Here is a 19541-nt window from a genome sequence, read left to right on the forward strand (position 1 = left end):
ACGACATGCGGATTCTTCTGGCGGAGGACGATCCCAACATCGCGGCCCATGTGGCAAGCCGGCTGGAGGCGGAAGGCTACGGCGTCGATACGCTCACCCATGGCCCGGATGTCTGGGAGCAAGGGGAGAGCGGTAACTACGCCCTGGTCATCCTCGATCTCGGCCTGCCGGGCATGGACGGGCTGTCGATCCTGAAGCGTTGGCGGCAGGCGGGGCTGGAGACGCCGGTTCTGGTTCTGACGGCGCGCGGCTCCTGGATGGAGCGCGTCGACGGTTTCGATGCCGGGGCGGACGACTATCTGCCGAAACCCTTTCGGGCCGAGGAGCTTCTGGCGCGGCTGCGCGCCCTTCTGCGGCGCGCCGGTCCGCGTGTTGGGTCGGTGCGTGCTGCCGGACGCTTCACCCTCGACGAGGCGGGGCGCCGGGTGACCTTCGACGGGCTGCCGCTCGACCTCAGCCCGCTCGAATACCGCATGCTTGCACTGTTCGTGGAGCGCAAGGGGCAGGTTGTCACGCCGCTCGAGCTGGCAAGCCACGTTCAGGGCCGCGACGACGATGCCGCCAAGAATGCGGTGGAAGCGATGATTGCCCGTCTGCGCAAAAAGACGGAGAGCGGTGCGATCGAAACGCGGCGCGGATTTGGCTATGTCCTGCCGGACGGTGGCGCATGATCCGCTCGTTGCGGCTGAGGCTGGCAATCGGCGCATCGGTCGCCATCTGCCTGGTTCTGCTGGTGGTCTGGCTCTCCTTGAGCCGGCTTTTTACCGACTACGTTGCCGGGCGCTACCGCGCCGAAATGGCAACGCTCGTCGATACGGTTGCCGCCCAGGTGCGGGTGCGCAACGGTGAATTGGTGCTGCCGCGCGCGCCGGCCGATCCGCGCCTGAGCCTGCCGGCCGGCGGCCGCTACTGGCAGCTCGACCGCGACGGCGGCACTCCTCTGCGTTCGCGCTCCCTGTGGGACACGGTAATCGATGCCGATCGCCCGTCGGCGCCGCACCACCTGGGCTTCCTCGAAGCGGAGGGGCCGGATGGCGCGCCGATCCTTGTCTACCGCCAGGCCCTGACGCTTGGCGAAGGCGCGGATGCCAGGCAGTTCGCGGTTACTGCCGGCTTTGCGCGCAGCGAACTCGATGACGCTCTTTCCGCCTTTCACGGCCGTATCCGGCTGATGCTGCTGGCGACGGCCGTCGTGCTTGCCGGCGCCGCATTCCTGCAGGGTGCCCTCGGCCTTCTGCCACTGGTGCGGCTGCGGGAGCGAGCCGCCCGCGTCCGGTCCGGCGAGGAGAAGGATTTTGGCCTGGCCGGGCCAAGTGAGGTGCAGCCGCTCGTCAGCGAAATCAATCTTCTGCTTGCGGAGCGCGCGACGGCGCTGGCGCAGGCCCGGGCGCGCGCCAGCGACCTCGCCCACGGGCTGAAGACGCCGCTGACGGTGCTGGCGCAACTCGCCGAAGGCCTGCCGAAACACCAGCGCGACATCGCGCTCGAACAGGTCGACCTCGTACGCCAGCGCGCCGACCGCCAGCTTCAGGCGGCCCGCATGGGCGTCGAGCGCATGGCAACGACCTTACTCGCCGATCTCGGCAACAAGCTGGTCAGCGTCCTGCGTCCCGTGACCGCGGAGCGCGACGTCGTCTGGGAGGTCGACATCGATCCGTCGATTTCACTCGACGTCGACCCGGCCGACCTTGCCGAATGTCTCGGCAATCTGCTCGACAATGCCGCCAAATGGGCGCGGGCGCGGATCCGGCTATCGGCCGAGGTGGTCGACGGGCGCGTGCGGATCACGGTCGGTGACGATGGGCCGGGGGTTGCCGAGGGCGACCGCGAGCAGGCGATGCGCCGCGGGGGGCATAGTGCCAATGCAGCGCCGGGCCACGCCTCCGGCAATGGCCTGGGGCTGGCGATCAGCGCCGATATAGCGGAGGCCTATGGCGCGACCATGTCGCTCGGGCAGTCGGCCCTGGGCGGTCTCGAGGTCGCGCTGATCTTCGACGTCGGCGGCGGCAGCCGGCGTCCGCGCGATCCGACCTGAGGCGCAATGCGTCGTCGCAAAAAAAAGGCGGCATGCGCAGGCGGCGAAGGCACTGGATCGCCGCTTGCAGCCCGCTCTTTCGATTCCCCAGTTGCGCTTTTCGGGATGTGCGGTTATAAGCCCCCGTCCGAACGGTCCGGCAGGGCATGCCGTGGCCGTTCTTAACGCTGGAAATGGACCTCGTCTGTCCGTTTCGATTCTTAAGAACAATGGAGTAGCAAAATGCCCAAGATGAAGACGAAATCGTCTGCCAAGAAGCGGTTCAAGATCACCGCGACCGGCAAGGTTCGTGCAGCAGCTGCTGGCAAGCGCCACGGCATGATCAAGCGTTCCAACAAGTTCATCCGCGACGCACGTGGAACCATGGTTCTCGCGGAGCCTGATGGCAAGAAGGTCATCAAGAACTACCTGCCCAACGGTCTCTAAGACTTTCAGGCATATTGGACACGTTAAGGAGATCATGACATGGCACGTGTAAAACGCGGCGTAACCGCTCACGCCAAGCACAAGAAGACGCTCAAGGCAGCCAAGGGCTTCTATGGCCGTCGCAAGAACACCATCCGCGCCGCCAAGGCAGCGGTTGACCGTTCGAAGCAGTTCGCTTACCGCGACCGCAAGGTCAACAAGCGCAACTTCCGCGCTCTCTGGATCCAGCGTATCAACGCTGCCGTCCGCGAATTCGGCCTGACCTACGGCCGCTTCATCGACGGCCTGAACAAGGCTGGCATCGAAGTTGACCGCAAGGTTCTGTCCGACATGGCTATCCATGAGCCGGCAGCATTCGGCGCCCTCGTCGAAGCTTCCAAGAAGGCGCTCGCCTATCTCAAGGAAGCCGGCACGGCAAACGAGTTTGAAAGCGCTGTTCGTTAAGCCAGCGTTTTCCCAAAATCGTTTTTGAAATTAGTTGGGAAACCCGCGCTGGCAGGGCTGGCGCGGGTTTTTCTTGTTTTACGGGACGAAAGTGTACCACGATCGAAGGGGACCATGCGCGGTCCCGGAGCTTGATGACGACGATATGACGTCTCTGCTGGCAGCGCTTGCAGCCGGCCGGGAGCGCGTTGAGCGCTGCGAGCTCAAGGATCGTATGGTCTGGATCAAGCGCTATCGTCGTCAGGGCCCTCGTCTTTGGCTGCGCACGCAAGCCTTCGTCGCGCGGGTCTGTGGCCTTCCGGTGCTGTTGCCGTCCCCGCTTCTCGACGTCGAGGGCATGATCGAGCGCGAAGTTCGCCAGATCGCGACCTTCTCCGCGGCCGGTTTCATGACGCCCGAGGTCGTCTACCGTGGGCCCAAGGTGCTGGTTCTCTCCCATCTTGGTCTGCCGGTCAGCAAGCATATGGGGCCGCTGCGCAACAGCGACGCCGCCGCGCACGATCAGCTGCTGGTGCGCTGCGCTGCGGAACTCGGGCGCCTGCACCGCGCAGGTCTCTGCCACGGACGTCCGCATCCGCGCGATTTCATCATCGACAACGGCGAATTCGGCTTCCTCGATTTCGAGGAGGTGCCTGCGAGCGTCATGCCGCTGGCGACCGCCCAGGCGCGCGACCTTTGGCTCCTGTTCCTGCAGGTGGCGAGCCGGGCCGTGCAGCCGGAAACCCCGGCCGCGGCCTTTGCCGCCTGGAGGCGCGCAGCGCCGGCGGAAGCCAGCCGGGCGCTCACCGAAATCATGCCGCTCTTCATCCGCTTCCTGCCGCTGGCGCGCTTCGTCCTGCGCTTCCGCAAGGGCAACGATATCATCCGTTTCATCGCTGCGACGGACTATCTGGCGGGTGCAACGCGATCACATTCCTGAAGACAAGAACCGATATAGAACCGAACCCATTCCCGCATCGAGGCAGGACAGAATGAGCGAACTGGAAACACTGGAACGGACACTCCTGGCGGACATCGACGCCGCCGGCGACGAAGGATCGATCGAGGCGGTGCGCGTCAACGCGCTCGGCAAGAAGGGCTCGATCTCCGAGCTCCTGAAGACGCTCGGCACCATGACGCCGGAAGAGCGCCAGACCCGCGGCGCGCAGATCAACGCGCTGAAGAACACGGTCGCCGAAGCGATTGCCGCCCGCAAGTCGGCGCTGAAGGACCAGGCGATTGCCGAGCGCCTGGCGCGCGAGACCGTCGATATCAGCCTGCCGGTCCGCTCCTCGCCGGCCGAGCGCGGCCGCATCCACCCGATCAGCCAGATCGTCGACGAGATCACCGCGATCTTCGGCGACATGGGCTTCTCGATCGCCGAAGGTCCCGATATCGAGACCGACTACTACAACTTCACGGCGCTGAACTTCCCCGAAGGTCATCCGGCCCGCGAGATGCACGACACGTTCTTCTTCAACCCGGATGAGAACGGCGATCGCAAGGTGCTGCGCACGCACACCTCGCCGGTGCAGATCCGCACGATGGAAGCGCAGAAGCCGCCGATCCGCATCATCATTCCCGGCAAGACCTACCGCCAGGATTCGGACGCGACCCACTCGCCGATGTTCCATCAGGTCGAAGGCCTGGTCATCGACAAGGCGGCCAACGTCGCCAATATGCGCTGGGTGCTGGAAGAATTCTGCAAGGCCTTCTTCGAGGTGGACCAGGTGACGATGCGCTTCCGCCCGTCCTTCTTCCCCTTCACCGAGCCGTCCTTCGAGGTCGACATCCAGTGCGACCGCTCCGGCCCGATCGTGAAGTTCGGCGAAGGCACCGACTGGATGGAGATCCTCGGCTGCGGCATGGTGCACCCGAACGTGCTGCGCTCCGGAGGGCTTGATCCGGACGAGTACCAGGGCTTTGCCTGGGGCATGGGCCTCGATCGCATCGCCATGCTGAAATACGGCATGCCGGACCTGCGCGACTTCTTCAACGCCGACGTTCGCTGGATGACCCATTACGGCTTCCGCCCGCTGGACATGCCGACGCTGTTCGGCGGTCTCTCGGCCTGATCGCGCGTAGATATTTAGGACACAGGTGAAATCATGAAATTCACGCTTTCCTGGCTCAAGGACCACCTTGAAACCGACGCTTCGCTGGAAGACATCTGCGCGCGCCTGACGATGATCGGGCTCGAAGTGGAAGACGTCGACGACAAGGCCGCCTTCAAGCCCTTCGTCATCGCCAAGGTCGTTTCGGCCGAGCAGCATCCGAACGCCGACAAGCTGCGGGTACTGATGGTCGACACCGGCGCCGGCGCTCCGATCCAGGTCGTCTGCGGCGCACCGAATGCGCGCGCCGGCTTGGTCGGCGCCTTTGCAGCCCCCGGTACCTATGTTCCCGGCATCGACGTGACGCTCGCCGTCGGCACCATCCGTGGCGTCGAAAGCCGCGGCATGATGTGCTCGGAAAAGGAACTGCAGATCTCCGAGGACCACAACGGCATCATCGACCTTCCGGCCGACGCACCCGTTGGCACGAGCTATGCGACCTATGCCGGCCTCGACGATCCGATGATCGAGATCAACCTCACGCCGAACCGGCCGGATTGCACCAGCGTCTACGGCATTGCCCGTGACCTCGCCGCTTCCGGCCTCGGCACCTTGAAGGCGCGCAAGGCGCCGGCCTTCAAGGTGGAAGGCGACACGCCCACCAAGCTGACGCTCGATCTCGGCGAAGATAGGCATCTCTGCCCGGGCTTCTCGCTGCGCCTGGTGCGCGGCGTCAAGAACGGCCCGTCGCCGAAGTGGATGCAGCAGCGCCTGCTGGCAATTGGCCTCCGCCCGATCAATGCGCTGGTCGACATCACCAACTACATGACCTTCGACCAGGGCCGGCCGATGCACGTCTTCGACGCCGCCAAGGTCAAGGGCAACCTGACGGTCCGCCGCGCCAAGGACGGCGAGACGGTGCTGGCGCTCGACCAGCGCGAATATAAGCTCGGTCCCAACAACGTGGTCATCGCCGACGAAAAGGCGATCGAGTCGATCGGCGGCGTCATGGGCGGCGAACATTCCGGCTGCGACGAGAACACCACCGACGTCCTGATCGAATCGGCTCTCTGGGACCCGATGAACATCGCCAAGACCGGCCGCACGCTCGGCATCATCACCGATGCGCGCTACCGCTTCGAGCGTGGCGTCGACCCGGAATATATGGTGCCCGGTCTCGAGCGCACCACAGAACTGGTGCTCGCGCTTTGCGGTGGCACCGCCGCCAAGGCGGAAGTGGTCGGTTATGCCGGCCATGAGCCGAAGATCGTCGACTTCCCGGTTTCCGAAGTGAAGCGCCTGACGGGCCTTGAGGTTTCCTCCGAGGAAAGCGTCTCGATCCTGAAAAAGCTCGGCTTCGGCGTCGAAGGTTCTGGCGACCGCTTCAAGGTGTCGGTTCCTTCCTGGCGTCCCGATGTCGACGGCAAGGCCGATCTCGTCGAAGAGGTCATGCGCATCCACGGCGTCGACAACATCGTTGCAGCCCCCTTGCCGAGCCATGGTACCGTCAACGGCAAGATCCTGACGACGCTGCAGATCCGCACGCGCCTTGCCAAGCGCGCGCTTGCCAGCCGCGGCATGCTCGAAGCCGTTACCTGGTCGTTCATCTCCGAAGAGCAGGCAAAGCTCTTTGGCGGCGGCGCACCGGCACTGAAGCTTGCGAACCCGATTGCCTCCGACATGTCGGACATGCGCCCGTCGCTGCTGCCGGGCCTTTTGACGGCTGCCCAGCGCAATGCCGACAAGGGTTTCGGCGACGTCGCGATCTTCGAAGTCTCCGGCACCTATGAAGGCGATACGGCGGACGCGCAGCGCCGCGTAGCCGGCGGCATTCGTCGCGGCACGGCTTCCTTGAACGGTGCAGGTCGTCTCTGGTCGAACGCCGCCAAGGGCGGCGGCAAGCCGGTCGACGTGTTCGACGCCAAGGCCGACGCGATTGCCGTGCTCGAAGCCTGCGGCGTGCCGATGGGCAACGTCCAGTTCGAACCGGGCGGTCCCGCTTGGTATCATCCGGGCCGCTCCGGCACGATCAAGCTCGGCCCGAAGATCGTTCTCGGCACCTTCGGCGAGTTCCATCCGAAGACGCTGGAAGCGCTCGACGTCTCCGGCGCACTCTGCGGCTTCGAGATCTATGTCGATGCCATGCCGGAGCCGAAGAAGAAGGCGACCCGCACCAAGCCGGCGCTCGATCTCTCGCCGTTCCAGGCGGTCAAGCGCGACTTCGCCTTCGTTGTCGACAAGGCCGTGGAAGCCGGCGCAATCCTGCGCGCCGCTTCGGGTGCCGACCGCAAGCTGGTGACCGGCGTCAGCGTCTTCGACGTCTTCGAGGGTGCATCGCTCGGCGAAGGCAAGAAGTCGATCGCCATCGAGGTGACCATCCAGCCGGTCGAGCGTACGCTCACCGACGAGGATTTCGAGGCGCTCACCGCCAAGATCGTCGCCAATGTGACGAAGACGACCGGCGGCGTACTGCGCGCCTGATCCGATCGACAAAACCGATACCGAAGGGCCGCTGCACCGCAGCGGCCCTTTTCGTTGCGGCCTATTGCGCGCGCTGCATCAGCTCGATGCGGTTGCCGAACGGGTCGTTGCCATAACATCTGCGGTAGCCGGCAAGCGGCTCGTCCTCGGCGATCGTCACGCCGCCGGCTTCGAGCCTGAGGATCATCCGCTCGAGATCGTCGACCAAAAAGGCCGGATGGGCCTTGCGCGCCGGCACGAAATCCTGGTCGATGCCGAGGTGCAGGCGGATGCTGCCCCGCTCGAACCAGCAGCCGCCACGGCCAAGCAGATTGGCGGGCTTGACGACCTCCGTCAGTCCGAGCAACCCGCCATAGAAGCCGCGCGCCAAGTCTTCGCCGCCTTCCGGTATCGCAAGCTGCACATGGTCGATGGCGAGCAGCCGGCCGGTCGATGTGGACTCGGGTCCGCCGTCCGTCATTGCGCGTGCAGGTGATAGATCTTGTTGACGATCAGCCAACGGCCGTCGATCTTCACCAGCGACAGGTAATCGGAGAAGCGCTCTCCGGCGAAGCTGTCGATGACCTTCACCGTGGCGGCGTCGCCGGTGATGTCGATCATCTGCACGTCCATTTCCGGCTGTGTTCCGGGTGGTGCCGCACCGGTATCGAGGATCGCCTTGATGAAGCCGTCACGCGTCATCCATTCGAGCGCGCCCTGGTAGTTGCCGATGATCGCCGCATCGGGATGGAACGCCTTGCGCAGCGCCCCTTCGTTGGCAAATGCCATGCCGTCCACATAGAGGTGCACCACTGCACTGATCGCCTGCTCGTCGGACATCCCGCTCCTCCCCAGTTGCTTGTTGCTCAGAGGTAGTGCGTTCAGCGGGAATTTCGATGGGCATTCTCTCCGCTGGGAGAGCGGAGAGAAATTTTGGCTCAACGATTGGTGAGTGCCAGCGAGGCGTCGGTGTAGCGTTTTCCTGCGACCAGGGTCGGCGAGAGTGCGTCGGACAGCCGGGTGGTTTCTTCGACCGTGAGCCGGATTTCCGCAGCGGCGGCGTTCTGCTCCAGATGGTCGAGCTTGCGGGCACCCGGGATCGGCACGATGAAATCGCCTTGGTTGATGACCCAGGCGAGCGCCAGCTGGGCGGCGGTCACGCCCTTCTCCTCGGCCAGCGCCTGCAGCGTCTCGACCAGTCGGACGTTGGCGTCGAAGTTCTCCGCCTGGAACCGCGGCAGCGAGCGGCGAAAATCGTCGGCTTCCAGATCCTCGGCTTTGCGGATCGCGCCGGTCAGCATGCCGCGTCCAAGCGGGCTGTATGGCACGAAACCGATGCCGAGTTCGCGGCAAGTGGCAAGCACGTCTTCTTCCGGATCGCGCGTCCACAGCGAATACTCGCTCTGCACCGCGGCGATCGGATGAACCTTGTGGGCGCGGCGGATGGTGGCGGCACTCGCTTCCGAAAGGCCGAGCGCGCGCACCTTGCCCTCGCGCACCAGCTCGGCCATGGCGCCGACGGTGTCCTCGATCGGTACGTCAGGGTCGACGCGGTGCTGGTAGTAGAGATCGATGACATCTGTGCCGAGCCGCTTGAGCGAGGCTTCCGCTACCGCCTTCGCATGCTCCGGCCGGCCGTCGACGCCCCTGATCGCCTGGACGCTCGGCACGCCGGTCTCGATGCGGAAGCCGAACTTGGTGGCGATGACCACCTTGTCACGCACCGGGCCGAGCGCCTTGCCGACGAGCTTTTCGTTCTCGAAGGGACCATAGACTTCGGCCGTGTCGAAGAAGGTGACGCCGAGATCGACGGCGCGCTGCAGCGTGCGGATCGATTCCGCTTCGTCCGCAGCGCCATAGGCGAAACTCATGCCCATGCATCCAAGGCCGATGGTGGAGACGGTAAGCTCACTTCCGAGTTTGCGGGTCTTCATGTCGTGTCCTTTATGGCTGCCATGCGTCGGAGCTAGCGCGTTGGGAGCGCACGTCTATCGTCCGAGGCATGAAATGGTGGGTGGCACCGCCGCCCACGCCCTTTTGTGGCGGCGCGACGGGTTCCTCTGCCTCATCGCCAGACGAGCTCCTCGCTTCGTCCTGACGCTGGCGACATGTGAAGAATAGGGCTCGATGGGGCGGCTGAAAATCACTGTCAATTCTCACGGGCTGTTCTATTATTTCGATCAATGAACAGAACACAGCTCTCCCAACTCGCGGTATTGGCCGCCGTCGCCGCCCACGGCAGCTTTCGTGGTGCCGCGCGCGAACTGGGCGTCGCACCTTCGGCCGTCAGCCACGCCGTCGGCAGCCTCGAGGCGAGCCTCGGCATTCGTCTGCTTGCCCGCACCACCCGCAGCGTCGCCCCGACGGAGGAGGGGCGCCGGCTGCTCGAACGGTTGGCGCCGGCGCTCGACGAGATCGCCCATGCACTGGAGGCAGCCGCCGACGCCCGCGAGCGCCCGGCCGGCAATCTGCGCATCACCGCACCGCGGTTCGCTGCCGATCTGATCCTGGCGCCGCGCCTGGGCGCCTTCCTGGATCGGTATCCCGAGATCGTGCTCGAAATCGCCAACGAGGACGGCTTCACCGATATCGTCGAAGAAGGTTTCGACGCCGGCATCCGGCTCGGCGAGAGCCTGGAGGCCGACATGATCGCGGTGAAGGTCGGCCCGGAGCTGGAAAGCGCCGTCGTCGCGTCTCCCGAATATTTCCAACGCTATGGCCGGCCGCAGCATCCGCGCGACCTCGCGCAGCATCGCTGCATCCGCCGGCGCTTCTCCAACGGCACGCTCTATCGCTGGGAATTCGAGAAGCATGGCGAGGAATTGACGGTATCGGTCGAGGGACCGCTGATCCTTGGCGAGGACCGGCCGATCATCAAGGCGACAATGGGCGGCGCCGGTCTCGCCTATCTCTTCCTCTCACGGGTCGAGACCGCGATTGCCGAAGGGAAGCTGGTGCGCGTCATGGAGGACTGGTGCGCGCCCTATGCCGGCCCCTATCTCTACTATCCGAGCCGCCGGCAGATGCGGCCGGCACTGCGCGCTTTCATCGACTTCTTCCGGCACAGCGGATAGCAGCCGGCGCAAAATCGGGTGGCGCGACGGGCCCGGATGGAATGCCATTGGTTTCGTGTCTTGATGAGAGGAAGGCCTATGAAAAAGCCCGGTTCGATGAAGGGTCTTGAAGATCTCGGCCGGGTGCGGCTTTCTCGAAACTTCTTCTTTCGCGATTTCCTGCATTCGGAAATCGCCGACTTCTACCGTATCCCGAACATTCCCGATGATCCGGATCTGGCGATCGAGGCCGGGCGCCGTCTCTGCGAGGAACTGCTGGAACCGCTGGAAGCGACCTTCGGCCGCCTCGTCATCCGCTCGGGCTACCGCAACCGCGCCGTCAACGGCTTCGGCAATGCCAATGGGCTCAACTGCTCGACCAATGCGGCCTCTGCCGCCGACCACATCTGGGACATGCGCGATGCCGACGGGTGCATCGGCGCCACCGCCTGCATCGTCATTCCCTGGGTCTGGGATCGACGCGGCGAGATCGGCGGCTGGCAGTCGATCGCCTGGTGGATCCACGACCATCTGCCCTACGCCTCGCTCTGCTTTTTCCCGAAGCTATGGGCTTTCAACATCCAGTGGCACGAGCGGCCGGCGCGCCGGATCATGAGCTTCGTTGAGCCGCGCGGTGTCCTGACCAAGGCCGGCATGGAGAACCAGGCCGGCCGCCACGCCGAGGCCTATGCCGGGTTTCCGGATTTGAGGGCCGCGCCGATATTCACCTTGTAGCGCACGTGCTCGTCGGTGCCGGAGTAGCGGTCATAGAGCCGCCGCGCCGTCGCATTGTCGGCCTCGGTGTACCAGTAGAGCCGGTCCCAGCCCTTCTCCTGGCAATGCGCAATGAGATCGTCGATCATCGCCCGCGCCACGCCCTGGCCGCGCGCTGCAGGATCGACATAGAGATCCTCGATGTAGCATATCGACTGGCGAAAGAAGGTGGCGAGCTGCTCCTGGCAGATCGCAAAGCCGACCACCTGCCCGTCGAGCATCGCCAGCCGCGCAAAGAGCGGTGCGGCGGGATCCATAAGCCTCTTCCAGGTGAGGTCGATGATGTCTTCGGCGAGATCGGTGCCGGAAAAGGCGACATAGCCAGCCCAGAGGCGGCGCCAGTCCGCCTCGTCGCCGCCAGTCGCGGCGCGTATCGTCAATGCCATTGTGTGGTTTTTGCTCCCGTCACTCACCGACGTCGTTGAGTTTTTGCACCGCCTCGTCCGACAACTTGAGTTCCGCGGAGCGAATGAGGCTTTGCAATTGCTCAAGGCTGGTGGCGCTGGCGATCGGCGCTGTGACGCCCTTGCGTGTCCGGATCCAGGCGAGCGCGATTTCCGCCTGGGTCGCGCCCGTGTCGGCCGCGATGTCGTCGAGAACGCCAAGGATGCGCATGCCGCGTCCGTCGAGATATTTCTCGACGCCGCTGCCGCGCACGGAGCCTTCGAGGTCCTTGTGGGTGCGGTATTTCCCCGAAAGGAAGCCCCGCGCCAGCCCGAAATAGCTGATGACGCCGATCTCCTCGGCGATGCAGAGGTCGCGCAGCGGTCCTTCGAATGCGTCGCGGTCGTAGAGATTATATTCCGGCTGCAGCACCTGATAGCGGGGCAGGCCCTGGTTGGCGGACACGTCGAGCGCCTCGCGCAGTTGCAGCGAGTTCAGGTTGGAGGCGCCGATCGCCCGCACCTTGCCTTCGGACAGAAGCTGGTCATAGGCCGCAAGCGTCTCCTCGTAAGGCGTGTCGGGGTCTGGCCAGTGCGAGAGATAAAGATCGATATGGTCGGTCTGGAGCCGCTTCAGCGAATCTTCGACCGCCTGCAGGATCCAGCGGCGCGAAAGCCCCTTGCGGTCGGGGCCGAGCTCCGAGCCGACCTTGGTGACGATGACGGCCTTGTCGCGCGACCGGCCCGACTGTTTCAGCCACTTGCCGATGATCGTTTCGGACTCGCCGCCCTGATTGCCGGGCGCCCAGGAGGAATAGACATCGGCGGTGTCGATGGCATTGAAGCCGGCATCGAAAAAGGCGTCGAGCAGCGCGAAAGAGGTCTTCTCGTCGGCGGTCCAGCCGAAGACATTGCCGCCGAAGACGAGGGGCGCAATTGTCAGGTCGGTGCGGCCAAGTCTCAGTTTTTCCATGGTTTCGCTCCATTGGACTGGATGAGGGCATGTTGCGATCGGGAGGATTGCGAAGGAAAGATAGGGCAGAAAAGCTGACATTGTCACCCGCCTTTCGGCAACTTTCTGCACGTCGTACTTCTTCGCCAAACCGCTCACTGCCGCTTGCTAGGTACGTACCTCGGCGCTAGTCTCTGCCACCAAATCAGGGAGCCTTGTCATGTTACGTTTCGGAATTCTGTCCACGGCCAGGATCGGCCGCGACCTCGTCGTGCCGGCCATTCAGGATGCGGAAAATGCCGTCGTCTCGGCTGTCGCCAGCCGCGACTTCGCCAAGGCCCGGGCAATGGCCGATCGCTTCTCCGCGCCGCACGCCTTCGGTTCCTACGAAGAGATGCTCGCTTCCGATGTCATCGATGCGGTCTACATTCCGCTGCCGACGGCGCAACATGTGGAATGGTCGGTCAAGGCCGCCAATGCCGGCAAGCATGTGCTTTGCGAAAAGCCGATTGCCCTGCGCGCCTCTGAGATCGACCAGCTCATCGCCGCACGTGACCGCAACGGCGTCGTAATCGCCGAAGCCTTCATGGTCACCTATAGCCCGGTCTGGCGAAAGGTCCGCGCCCTAATCGCCGAAGGCGCGATCGGCCGGCTGCGCCACGTCCAGGGCGCCTTCACCTATTTCAACCGCGACCCCAACAACATGCGCAACATCCCGGCGCTCGGTGGCGGCGGCCTGCCGGATATCGGCGTATACCCGACGATCACCACCCGCTTCGTCACGGCCAAGGAGCCGGTGCGCGTTCAGGCAAACACCGATCGCGATCCGGAATTCGGCACGGATATCTATTCGAGCGTGCGCGCCGATTTCGGCGACTTCGAGCTGAGCTTCTACATCTCCACCCAGTTGGCGGCCCGCCAGGTCATGGTCTTCCATGGCGACAAGGGCTTCATCGAGGTGAAGTCGCCCTTCAACGCTGACCGCTATGGCCGCGAGGAAGTGGAGTTGACGAACCAGAACCACGCCCAATCCCAGCTTTTCCGCTTCCAGGACGCGCGCCAGTACAAGCTCCAGGCGGAGGCTTTCGCCCGCGCGGCCAAGGGCGAGGACGAGGAAGTGGTGACGCTGGAAAACTCCCGCCTCAATCAGAAATTCATCGACGCGATCTACCGCGCCAGCGCCAAGGACGGTTGGGAGACCATCTGATCAACGGAAAGGGCCCGCTGGTTTTGCCGGCAGGCCCGTTCCTCTTCATCTCCAGCGATCATCCCGTCAGGCAATCGCTGCCTGTTCCCGCGCAAGGCCGCGCAGCTTGAAGATCAGAAAGTCGGCGACCGTGATCAGGCCGATGACGATGAAGCCGATACCCGCGACTGTGAGGAACGGGTAAGCCGCGACCAGCAGTGCTACGCTTGCCACCTGCCAAAGGATGTCGCCAGCGATGCTGACGCGTGCCGCTGCTGCGACCGGCCCGCCGTTGCGCGCCGCGGCAAGGTGGAAGATCCCCCAAAATACCAACCCGACGCCGAGGATCTTCATCATCGGCGCTGTCGCGGCGGGGCTGAAGAGCGAAGCAAGCGGGGCGGCAAAAAGGATCAGCACGGCGCCGACGGCAAGAGAGTAGACGCCGTCGGCAAGGAAGGTCTTGTTGAGCAGGCTGCGGTTCGAGAGGTTCATCGTCGGCTCCATCGGTTTGTCGATGACCGGAGATTGCCGGTTCGGTGTCATCAAACCAATTACCTCTGAGGTAATGGATTTTACGACCGGCGCGCGCCACTCTCCGGCAGAACGGAGAATCACGATCCATGCAGTTTGGTGAACATCTGAAGGAATGGCGCGGGCATCGCCGCATGAGCCAGCTTGATCTTGCGGTTGCCGCCGGCATCTCGGCGCGCCACCTGTCCTTTCTCGAAACCGGCCGCTCGAAACCGTCGGAGGGCATGATCCTGCGGCTGGCCTCGGTGCTGGAAGTCCCCGCCCGCGACCAGGGCACGCTGTTTTCGGCAGCCGGCTATCGACCGCGGATGGCGACGCGGCCCGCCTCCGGGCTGGACGCCATGCCGCCGGTCGTTGCCAATGCCATCAGGCTGATCCTGGCGCGCCACGATCCCTATCCGGGGCTGGTGCTCGATCACGAGTATACACTGCTGGTCGTCAATCCGGCGCTGGCGAGCCTCGCGGTTGCCGCCGACATTCCGTTCCAGCCCGGCGAGAACTTTCTCGACACCTTTCTCGGCAACGACAATGTGCGCAAGCTGGTCGTCAACTGGGAGGCCGCGGCCGCCGATCTGGTGCAGCGGGTCAGAACCGAAGCCTGGCTGCAGGGTCCCCGCAGCCGCCTCGGCAAGCGGCTGGAAAAAGCGGCGTCCAATCCGGCCGTGACGCGTGCGACCGAAAACCATCCGGACACTGACCGGTTGCCGGTGCTGCCGATCGAGCTCGACGTCGGCGGCTTGCGCTTAAGCTTCATCACCACGCTTCAGACCTTCGGCTCGACCCAGGATGCGCTGGTCGAGGGGGTGCTGATCGAATCTTTCTTTCCGGCCGACGAGGAGACCAGGACGTTTTTCGAACGCAAGGGATGATCGGCTATCGGTCGCGCTCCAGGCCGATGGCAATCGCGCCGCAAATCATCAGCGCGACGCCCATGTTGTAAGCGCCGATCGCTGCCGCCGCCTGGATCCAGTCGCCGTTTGCGCCGGCAAGCGCCAGCAGCCCCGTGCCGGCAAACAGGCAGGCGCGGGCGGATTTGAGGCCGCATATGGCAATGCCGAGGACGAAGGATGCGGTGACGATCATGAGGCCCGCTTATCCCCTTAGGAGTTGATGATGATCATGCCGCTGATGATCAGCGCGGCGCCGAAGGCGTAGCGCAGCGTCACCGCCTCGCCGAGAAAGACGGCGGCAAGCAGCGGCACGATGCAGAAGGTAAGACCCATGAAGGAATAGGCGATCGTCAGTGGCACCGACTTGATCGTGAAGATCCAGATGATCGTGCCGATGCCATAGACGGCGAGCGCAATCAGCAGGGTAGGGCTGAGGGCCAGAGCCAGGAGCCCCTGGGCACTGGCATTCCCGGTCTTCGCGCTTGTCAGCTTGAAGAGGATCTGCCCGGCCGAGATCAGCACCGGCGTGAAGAACAGCCCGAACCAGACGGTGGGCGTGAGATTGAGGTTCATCGCCATGCCTCACTCCGCCGCGGCAGTTCTGTCTTCGCAATAGAAGATATCGCGGCCGATATCGACGCATGTGTGCTCGGCCGGAACGGGATGCATCGCCCGCAGGAAGGAGTGGGTATAGGGAAAGAAATTGAAGTGCGGATTGAAGGTGTAGCGGTACTCGCGCTCGCGCGGCACGACGATGATCAGGCGCCGGCGAGTGACCCGGCGAAGCTCGGCGATCGCCTTGCGGTAGTCGAGAATGTGCTCGATCACATGCGTGCAGACGACCGTGTCGAATTCGCCGTCCGCAAAGGGCAGGTCCTCGATCATCGCGGCGTGATATTCGATGCCTTCGATCCGGGCCGCATCGTCGATGGCGAAGTCGACACCGGCGAGGCGTTTAAGGTCGGGCTTGGCTTCCCGGATACGCTTCAACAGAACGCCGGTGCCGCAACCGACGTCGCAGACGCTGTCGCCGACGACGCTTGCCGCGATCTTGCGCACGCAGGCTTCGGAATTGTCCGTTCCCTCGTGCACTCTTGGGTGCTGCCGGTAGAGGTCCTCGTACTCGTTCGCCGACAGGAACGGCGCCCGTGCGCGAAAGTCGGCGAGATGGGCGATGTGCTTGCCCCAGGCGAGGCTCGCCATACCCTTGAACAGGCGCGAATCCCTGAGGATCGGCGGCATGACGTCTTCGATCAGGAAGCGTATGCGGTTGGTCGTTTCCCGGTTCATCCGCGGCGCTCCCGCACAATGCGTGGTGCCGACTGCAAGCCGGCTTCCTGGTCCTCGCCCCGGGGCAGAGCGACGCCGCTATCGACCTTCTCCAGCGGCGCAGCCCGTACCGGTGTCGCGATGTAGTGCAGCCGGAGCTGCTCGGTGCGGGCGCGCGAGACCGAATCGAGGATCAGGCCTGCGGTGAACATGATGATCGACATCATCAGCATGGCCAGCGCGAGGACCCAGGTCGGCATGCGCGGCACGAGGCCTGTGGCGAAATATTCGAGCAAGACAGGCATCATGAAGCCGATGCTCGTCGCAAAGAACGCCATGGCGATCACGCCGAAGAACGTGAAGGGCCGCGTTTCTTTCATGAGCATGGCGAAGGTCCAGAGGATCTTGGCGCCATCCTTGTACGTCGACAGCTTGGAATGGGAACCTTCCGGGCGCCGGCCATAGTCCAGTTCAAGCTCCGCGACCGGCAGTTTGAGACGCGAGGCATGGACGGACATCTCCGTTTCGATTTCAAAGCCGTTGGAAATCGCCGGGAAGCTCTTGGCGAAGCGGCGCGAGAGCACGCGGTAACCGGAGAAGATGTCGTTGAAATCGGTACCGAAAATTTCCCGGTACAGAATGTTGAAAAGCCTGTTGCCGAAGGCGTGACCCTGCCTGCCGGCATCGTCGTGAACGCCGCGCCGCGTGCCGACGACCATGTCGGCGCGCTCGGTGATCAAGGTGCGGATCAGGTCTTCCGCATCGGTCGGGCAATAGGTGCTGTCGCCGTCGGCCATGACATAGATGTCGGCGTCGATATCGGCGAGCATGCGGCGCACCACGTGCCCCTTGCCCTGCCGGCGTTCACGTACGACGGTCGCGCCGGCAAGCATCGCCTTCAACGCCGTGCCGTCGGTCGAGTTGTTGTCGTAGACGTAAATTCGCGCCGTCGGTAGTGCCGTCTGGAAACCCTCGACCACCTGTCCGATGGTCGATGCTTCGTTGTAGCAAGGCAGGAGAACGGCGATGTTGAAGCGGTCGAACATCAAGGTGGCTCGGTTGCTGTTGGATCGCGCCATCATAGGATCAGGGTGTTAACAAGACGCCAAGGTGCGCCGCGCGGGCCGGTCGAAGCGACCGGCCTCGCCGCCGCGCGCTTTACGCTTTCTTGATCGCAGGGACGTAAGATCCACGCGATCTAGAGGGCGGGAACCTATGTCGAGCGGAATGGCGGCACTACCGGAAATGGCGGCTACGCCCAGGCAGCGGCGGCTCTCGTCGAGCCTCCTTGGGATGGTGCTCGCCTATGGCGTGCCCACGGTTCTTTTCCTCGTCACCCAGTTCATGCGGGCGCCGGATTATCTCGGCCGCGACAATGACGATGCCATGCGCCTGGTCGAGGTGCGCGACCTCCTCGCCGGACAGAGCTGGTTCGACCTCACCCAGCCCCGCCTGGGGCTCGAGGGCGGAACGCTGATGCACTGGTCGCGCCTGATCGATCTGCCGATCGCCGGGCTCATGTTGATTTTTCGGCCTTTTGTCGGCGTGGAGCAGGCGGAAGTCCTGGCGCTTGCGATCTGGCCGATGGCGCTCGCGGTCGGGCTGCTTGCGGCGATGGGGCTCGCCGGACGCCGTGCCGGCGGCACGGTCGCCATGCATTTCTGCCTGGGGCTGACCGCGATCTTCATCGCCACCTCGAACCGTTTCCTCGGGGGGGCCATCGATCACCACAATGTGCAACTGGTGCTGGCCGCGGTCATGGCGGCGATGCTCGTCGATCGACGGTATCGTGCCCTAAACTATGCGCTTGCGGGAGCGGCGGCCGCACTCGCGATCGCCGTAGGTGCCGAAACCACGCCACTCGTGGCGGTCGTCTGCGCAATCGTTGCCTGCCAGTGGCTCTGGGCCGGCCAGACGGCCGCGCGTTCGACCGTCGCCTTCGGCCTCTCGCTGGCAGCCGGCCTCAGCGTCATCTTCTTTTCGACCGTCCCGCCGCGCCTCTATTTCGTCGCGACCTGCGACAATCTCTCGATCGCCTTCTATTCGCTGGCGCTGACGGGAGGCGTCCTCCTCGCGCTCGCCGCCGCCACTGTCAGCCACCGCGCGCCAGCGCTGCGCTTCGGCGCGCTCGCTCTCTGCGGTCTCGTCGTTGCCGCGGTCGCCCTGTCGGTGGCGCCGCAATGCCTCGGTAATCCACTGGCCGGTCTCGATCCGCTGCTCATCGAGCTCTGGCTCGACCATATCTCCGAAGCCCGTTCCGTCACGCTGATCGCTGCGCAGGAGCCGACCAATATCGGCGCCTACTATTTCACCGGCGCCTTTGCCTCGGCCATCTGCCTCTGGCGCATCTTGCATCGCGACCGGATCGATCTCCATCTGGTGCTCCTTGCCTTGGTGCTTTCGAGCCTGGCGATCGCCCTCGTCCAGGTCCGCGGTATGGCATTTTCCAACCTGCTCGCCATCGTGCCGATGGCCCTGCTGCTTGCCGACCTGCGTGCGCGGTCGAGCGGCGGAACGGCTGGCGCCCGCGCCTCCCTTCTCTATGTCGGAGCGCTGCTCGTTTCCGTTCCGGCGATGTGGGCCGTTGCCGGAACGCTTGCGGAAAAGGGGATCAGCGGGTTTGCTGCCGCGGAAGCAGCGGTCACGAACGGCGAGGCGTGCCTGACCGACGCCGCCCTTGCCGATATTGGGCGGCTGGCGCCGTCGCTGGTCGTCGGACCGTCGGATATCGGCGCGACGCTGCTTCGCCGCACCGAACACCGCGTGCTCAGCGCGCCCTATCATCGCAATGCCGGCGGCATGCTCCGCGAGCTGAAGATCGGCCTGGCCGAGCCCGAAGCCGCCGCCGTCCTGTTGCACCAGCTGGGGCAGCCGGTGCTCGCCTTCTGCGCCGTTGACGCTCAAACGCAGGTCATAGCTGCCCGCGCTCCGCGTGGTCTCTATGCGGATCTCGCCGCCGGGCGCGTGCCGGCATTCCTGTCGCCCCTGCCGGTTTCGGAAGGCTCGCCCATCCGGCTCTATACGCTGGCGCCTTGAGCGCCACGCCCCTGGCGCGTGGAAAGCGTGAGGGATGTGCTGGCCTTCGGCGAAGGGTGCGGTAAAAGA

The 19541-nt window shown here is 64.4% G+C and carries 22 protein-coding genes; 12 read left to right on the forward strand and 10 right to left on the reverse strand.

Annotated features, from left to right (window positions below):
* Positions 1 to 5 precede the first annotated feature (5 nt).
* The 7 genes from IB277_RS15845 to pheT all read left to right on the forward strand — a co-directional run bounded on the left by IB277_RS15845 (position 6) and on the right by pheT (position 7419).
* On the forward strand, positions 6 to 671 hold the full coding sequence (locus tag IB277_RS15845; protein ID WP_029742438.1) for a response regulator transcription factor: 666 nt from the start codon (positions 6 to 8) through the stop codon (positions 669 to 671).
* Positions 668 to 2035: a sensor histidine kinase gene (locus IB277_RS15850; protein ID WP_060580596.1), complete on the forward strand. Its 1368-nt coding sequence runs from the start codon at positions 668 to 670 to the stop codon at positions 2033 to 2035. Before IB277_RS15845 ends, IB277_RS15850 begins: the two co-directional genes overlap by 4 nt.
* 222 nt (positions 2036 to 2257) lie before the next feature.
* Entirely contained in the window at positions 2258 to 2461 is a 204-nt protein-coding gene (gene rpmI / locus IB277_RS15855; protein ID WP_025425550.1) for a 50S ribosomal protein L35, read from the forward strand.
* 39 nt (positions 2462 to 2500) lie between these two features.
* Entirely contained in the window at positions 2501 to 2905 is a 405-nt protein-coding gene (gene rplT, locus IB277_RS15860; protein WP_029742440.1) for a 50S ribosomal protein L20, read from the forward strand.
* Between the two features lie 145 nt (positions 2906 to 3050).
* Entirely contained in the window at positions 3051 to 3824 is a 774-nt protein-coding gene (locus tag IB277_RS15865; protein WP_049810925.1) for a hypothetical protein, read from the forward strand.
* 52 nt (positions 3825 to 3876) lie between these two features.
* The gene (gene pheS, locus IB277_RS15870; RefSeq protein ID WP_029742442.1) at positions 3877 to 4959 is read left to right on the forward strand and encodes a phenylalanine--tRNA ligase subunit alpha; all 1083 of its coding nucleotides are present in this window, start codon (positions 3877 to 3879) and stop codon (positions 4957 to 4959) included.
* A 33-nt stretch (positions 4960 to 4992) separates the two neighbouring features.
* Positions 4993 to 7419, forward strand: a complete 2427-nt coding sequence (gene pheT, locus IB277_RS15875) for a phenylalanine--tRNA ligase subunit beta (protein WP_090296274.1) — start codon at positions 4993 to 4995, stop codon at positions 7417 to 7419.
* Between the two features lie 61 nt (positions 7420 to 7480).
* On the opposite strand, the gene IB277_RS15880 is transcribed toward pheT, so the two are convergent.
* The 3 genes from IB277_RS15880 to IB277_RS15890 all read right to left on the reverse strand — a co-directional run bounded on the left by IB277_RS15880 (position 7481) and on the right by IB277_RS15890 (position 9332).
* Complete coding sequence (locus IB277_RS15880) at positions 7481 to 7879, reverse strand: VOC family protein (RefSeq protein ID WP_192371317.1); 399 nt, start codon at positions 7877 to 7879, stop codon at positions 7481 to 7483.
* Positions 7876 to 8238 (reverse strand): nuclear transport factor 2 family protein, encoded by a 363-nt coding sequence (locus IB277_RS15885; protein ID WP_034804642.1) that lies wholly within the window; start codon positions 8236 to 8238, stop codon positions 7876 to 7878. The genes IB277_RS15880 and IB277_RS15885 overlap by 4 nt, the downstream gene beginning before the upstream one ends.
* A 98-nt stretch (positions 8239 to 8336) precedes the next feature.
* Positions 8337 to 9332, reverse strand: coding sequence for an aldo/keto reductase (locus IB277_RS15890; RefSeq protein WP_034804639.1), 996 nt, complete (start codon positions 9330 to 9332; stop codon positions 8337 to 8339).
* 249 nt (positions 9333 to 9581) lie between these two features.
* Between IB277_RS15890 and IB277_RS15895 the strand changes: the two genes are divergently transcribed.
* Complete coding sequence (locus tag IB277_RS15895) at positions 9582 to 10472, forward strand: LysR family transcriptional regulator (RefSeq protein ID WP_034804636.1); 891 nt, start codon at positions 9582 to 9584, stop codon at positions 10470 to 10472.
* 78 nt (positions 10473 to 10550) lie between these two features.
* The gene (locus tag IB277_RS15900) at positions 10551 to 11186 is read left to right on the forward strand and encodes a hypothetical protein (RefSeq protein WP_034804634.1); all 636 of its coding nucleotides are present in this window, start codon (positions 10551 to 10553) and stop codon (positions 11184 to 11186) included.
* Here the strand turns inward: IB277_RS15900 and IB277_RS15905 are convergent.
* Together IB277_RS15905 and IB277_RS15910 are read right to left on the reverse strand one after the other, a co-directional pair.
* A complete protein-coding gene (locus IB277_RS15905) occupies positions 11138 to 11611 on the reverse strand; it encodes a GNAT family N-acetyltransferase (protein ID WP_090296277.1) in 474 nt (157 codons plus the stop codon). The genes IB277_RS15900 and IB277_RS15905 overlap by 49 nt on opposite strands.
* Before the next feature lie 19 nt (positions 11612 to 11630).
* On the reverse strand, positions 11631 to 12581 hold the full coding sequence (locus IB277_RS15910; RefSeq protein ID WP_029742451.1) for an aldo/keto reductase: 951 nt from the start codon (positions 12579 to 12581) through the stop codon (positions 11631 to 11633).
* A gap of 199 nt (positions 12582 to 12780) precedes the next feature.
* On the opposite strand from IB277_RS15910, the gene IB277_RS15915 reads away from it, so the two are divergent.
* Positions 12781 to 13767, forward strand: coding sequence for a Gfo/Idh/MocA family protein (locus IB277_RS15915; RefSeq protein WP_110818557.1), 987 nt, complete (start codon positions 12781 to 12783; stop codon positions 13765 to 13767).
* 66 nt (positions 13768 to 13833) lie between these two features.
* Here IB277_RS15915 and IB277_RS15920 read toward each other — a convergent pair whose 3' ends face one another.
* The gene (locus IB277_RS15920; protein WP_051659679.1) at positions 13834 to 14289 is read right to left on the reverse strand and encodes a hypothetical protein; all 456 of its coding nucleotides are present in this window, start codon (positions 14287 to 14289) and stop codon (positions 13834 to 13836) included.
* Positions 14290 to 14366: 77 nt separating this feature from the next.
* On the opposite strand from IB277_RS15920, the gene IB277_RS15925 reads away from it, so the two are divergent.
* Entirely contained in the window at positions 14367 to 15146 is a 780-nt protein-coding gene (locus IB277_RS15925; RefSeq protein WP_090296279.1) for a helix-turn-helix domain-containing protein, read from the forward strand.
* 4 nt (positions 15147 to 15150) lie between these two features.
* On the opposite strand, the gene IB277_RS15930 is transcribed toward IB277_RS15925, so the two are convergent.
* Genes IB277_RS15930 through IB277_RS15945 form a run of 4 tightly spaced genes read right to left on the reverse strand, consistent with a single transcriptional unit; the run spans position 15151 to position 17515 of the window.
* Positions 15151 to 15360, reverse strand: coding sequence for a hypothetical protein (locus tag IB277_RS15930; protein WP_090296281.1), 210 nt, complete (start codon positions 15358 to 15360; stop codon positions 15151 to 15153).
* A 17-nt stretch (positions 15361 to 15377) separates the two neighbouring features.
* The gene (locus IB277_RS15935) at positions 15378 to 15746 is read right to left on the reverse strand and encodes a transporter (RefSeq protein WP_244546751.1); all 369 of its coding nucleotides are present in this window, start codon (positions 15744 to 15746) and stop codon (positions 15378 to 15380) included.
* Between the two features lie 3 nt (positions 15747 to 15749).
* Entirely contained in the window at positions 15750 to 16457 is a 708-nt protein-coding gene (locus IB277_RS15940; protein ID WP_060580604.1) for a class I SAM-dependent methyltransferase, read from the reverse strand.
* Positions 16454 to 17515, reverse strand: coding sequence for a glycosyltransferase family 2 protein (locus IB277_RS15945; RefSeq protein WP_049811024.1), 1062 nt, complete (start codon positions 17513 to 17515; stop codon positions 16454 to 16456). Before IB277_RS15945 ends, IB277_RS15940 begins: the two co-directional genes overlap by 4 nt.
* A gap of 136 nt (positions 17516 to 17651) precedes the next feature.
* On the opposite strand from IB277_RS15945, the gene IB277_RS15950 reads away from it, so the two are divergent.
* Complete coding sequence (locus IB277_RS15950) at positions 17652 to 19472, forward strand: hypothetical protein (protein WP_090296284.1); 1821 nt, start codon at positions 17652 to 17654, stop codon at positions 19470 to 19472.
* Positions 19473 to 19541: the final 69 nt, after the last annotated feature.

The sequence above is a fragment of the Ensifer sp. ENS07 genome, assembly GCF_014852185.1.
GTDB classification, from domain to species: Bacteria; Pseudomonadota; Alphaproteobacteria; order Rhizobiales; family Rhizobiaceae; genus Ensifer; species Ensifer adhaerens.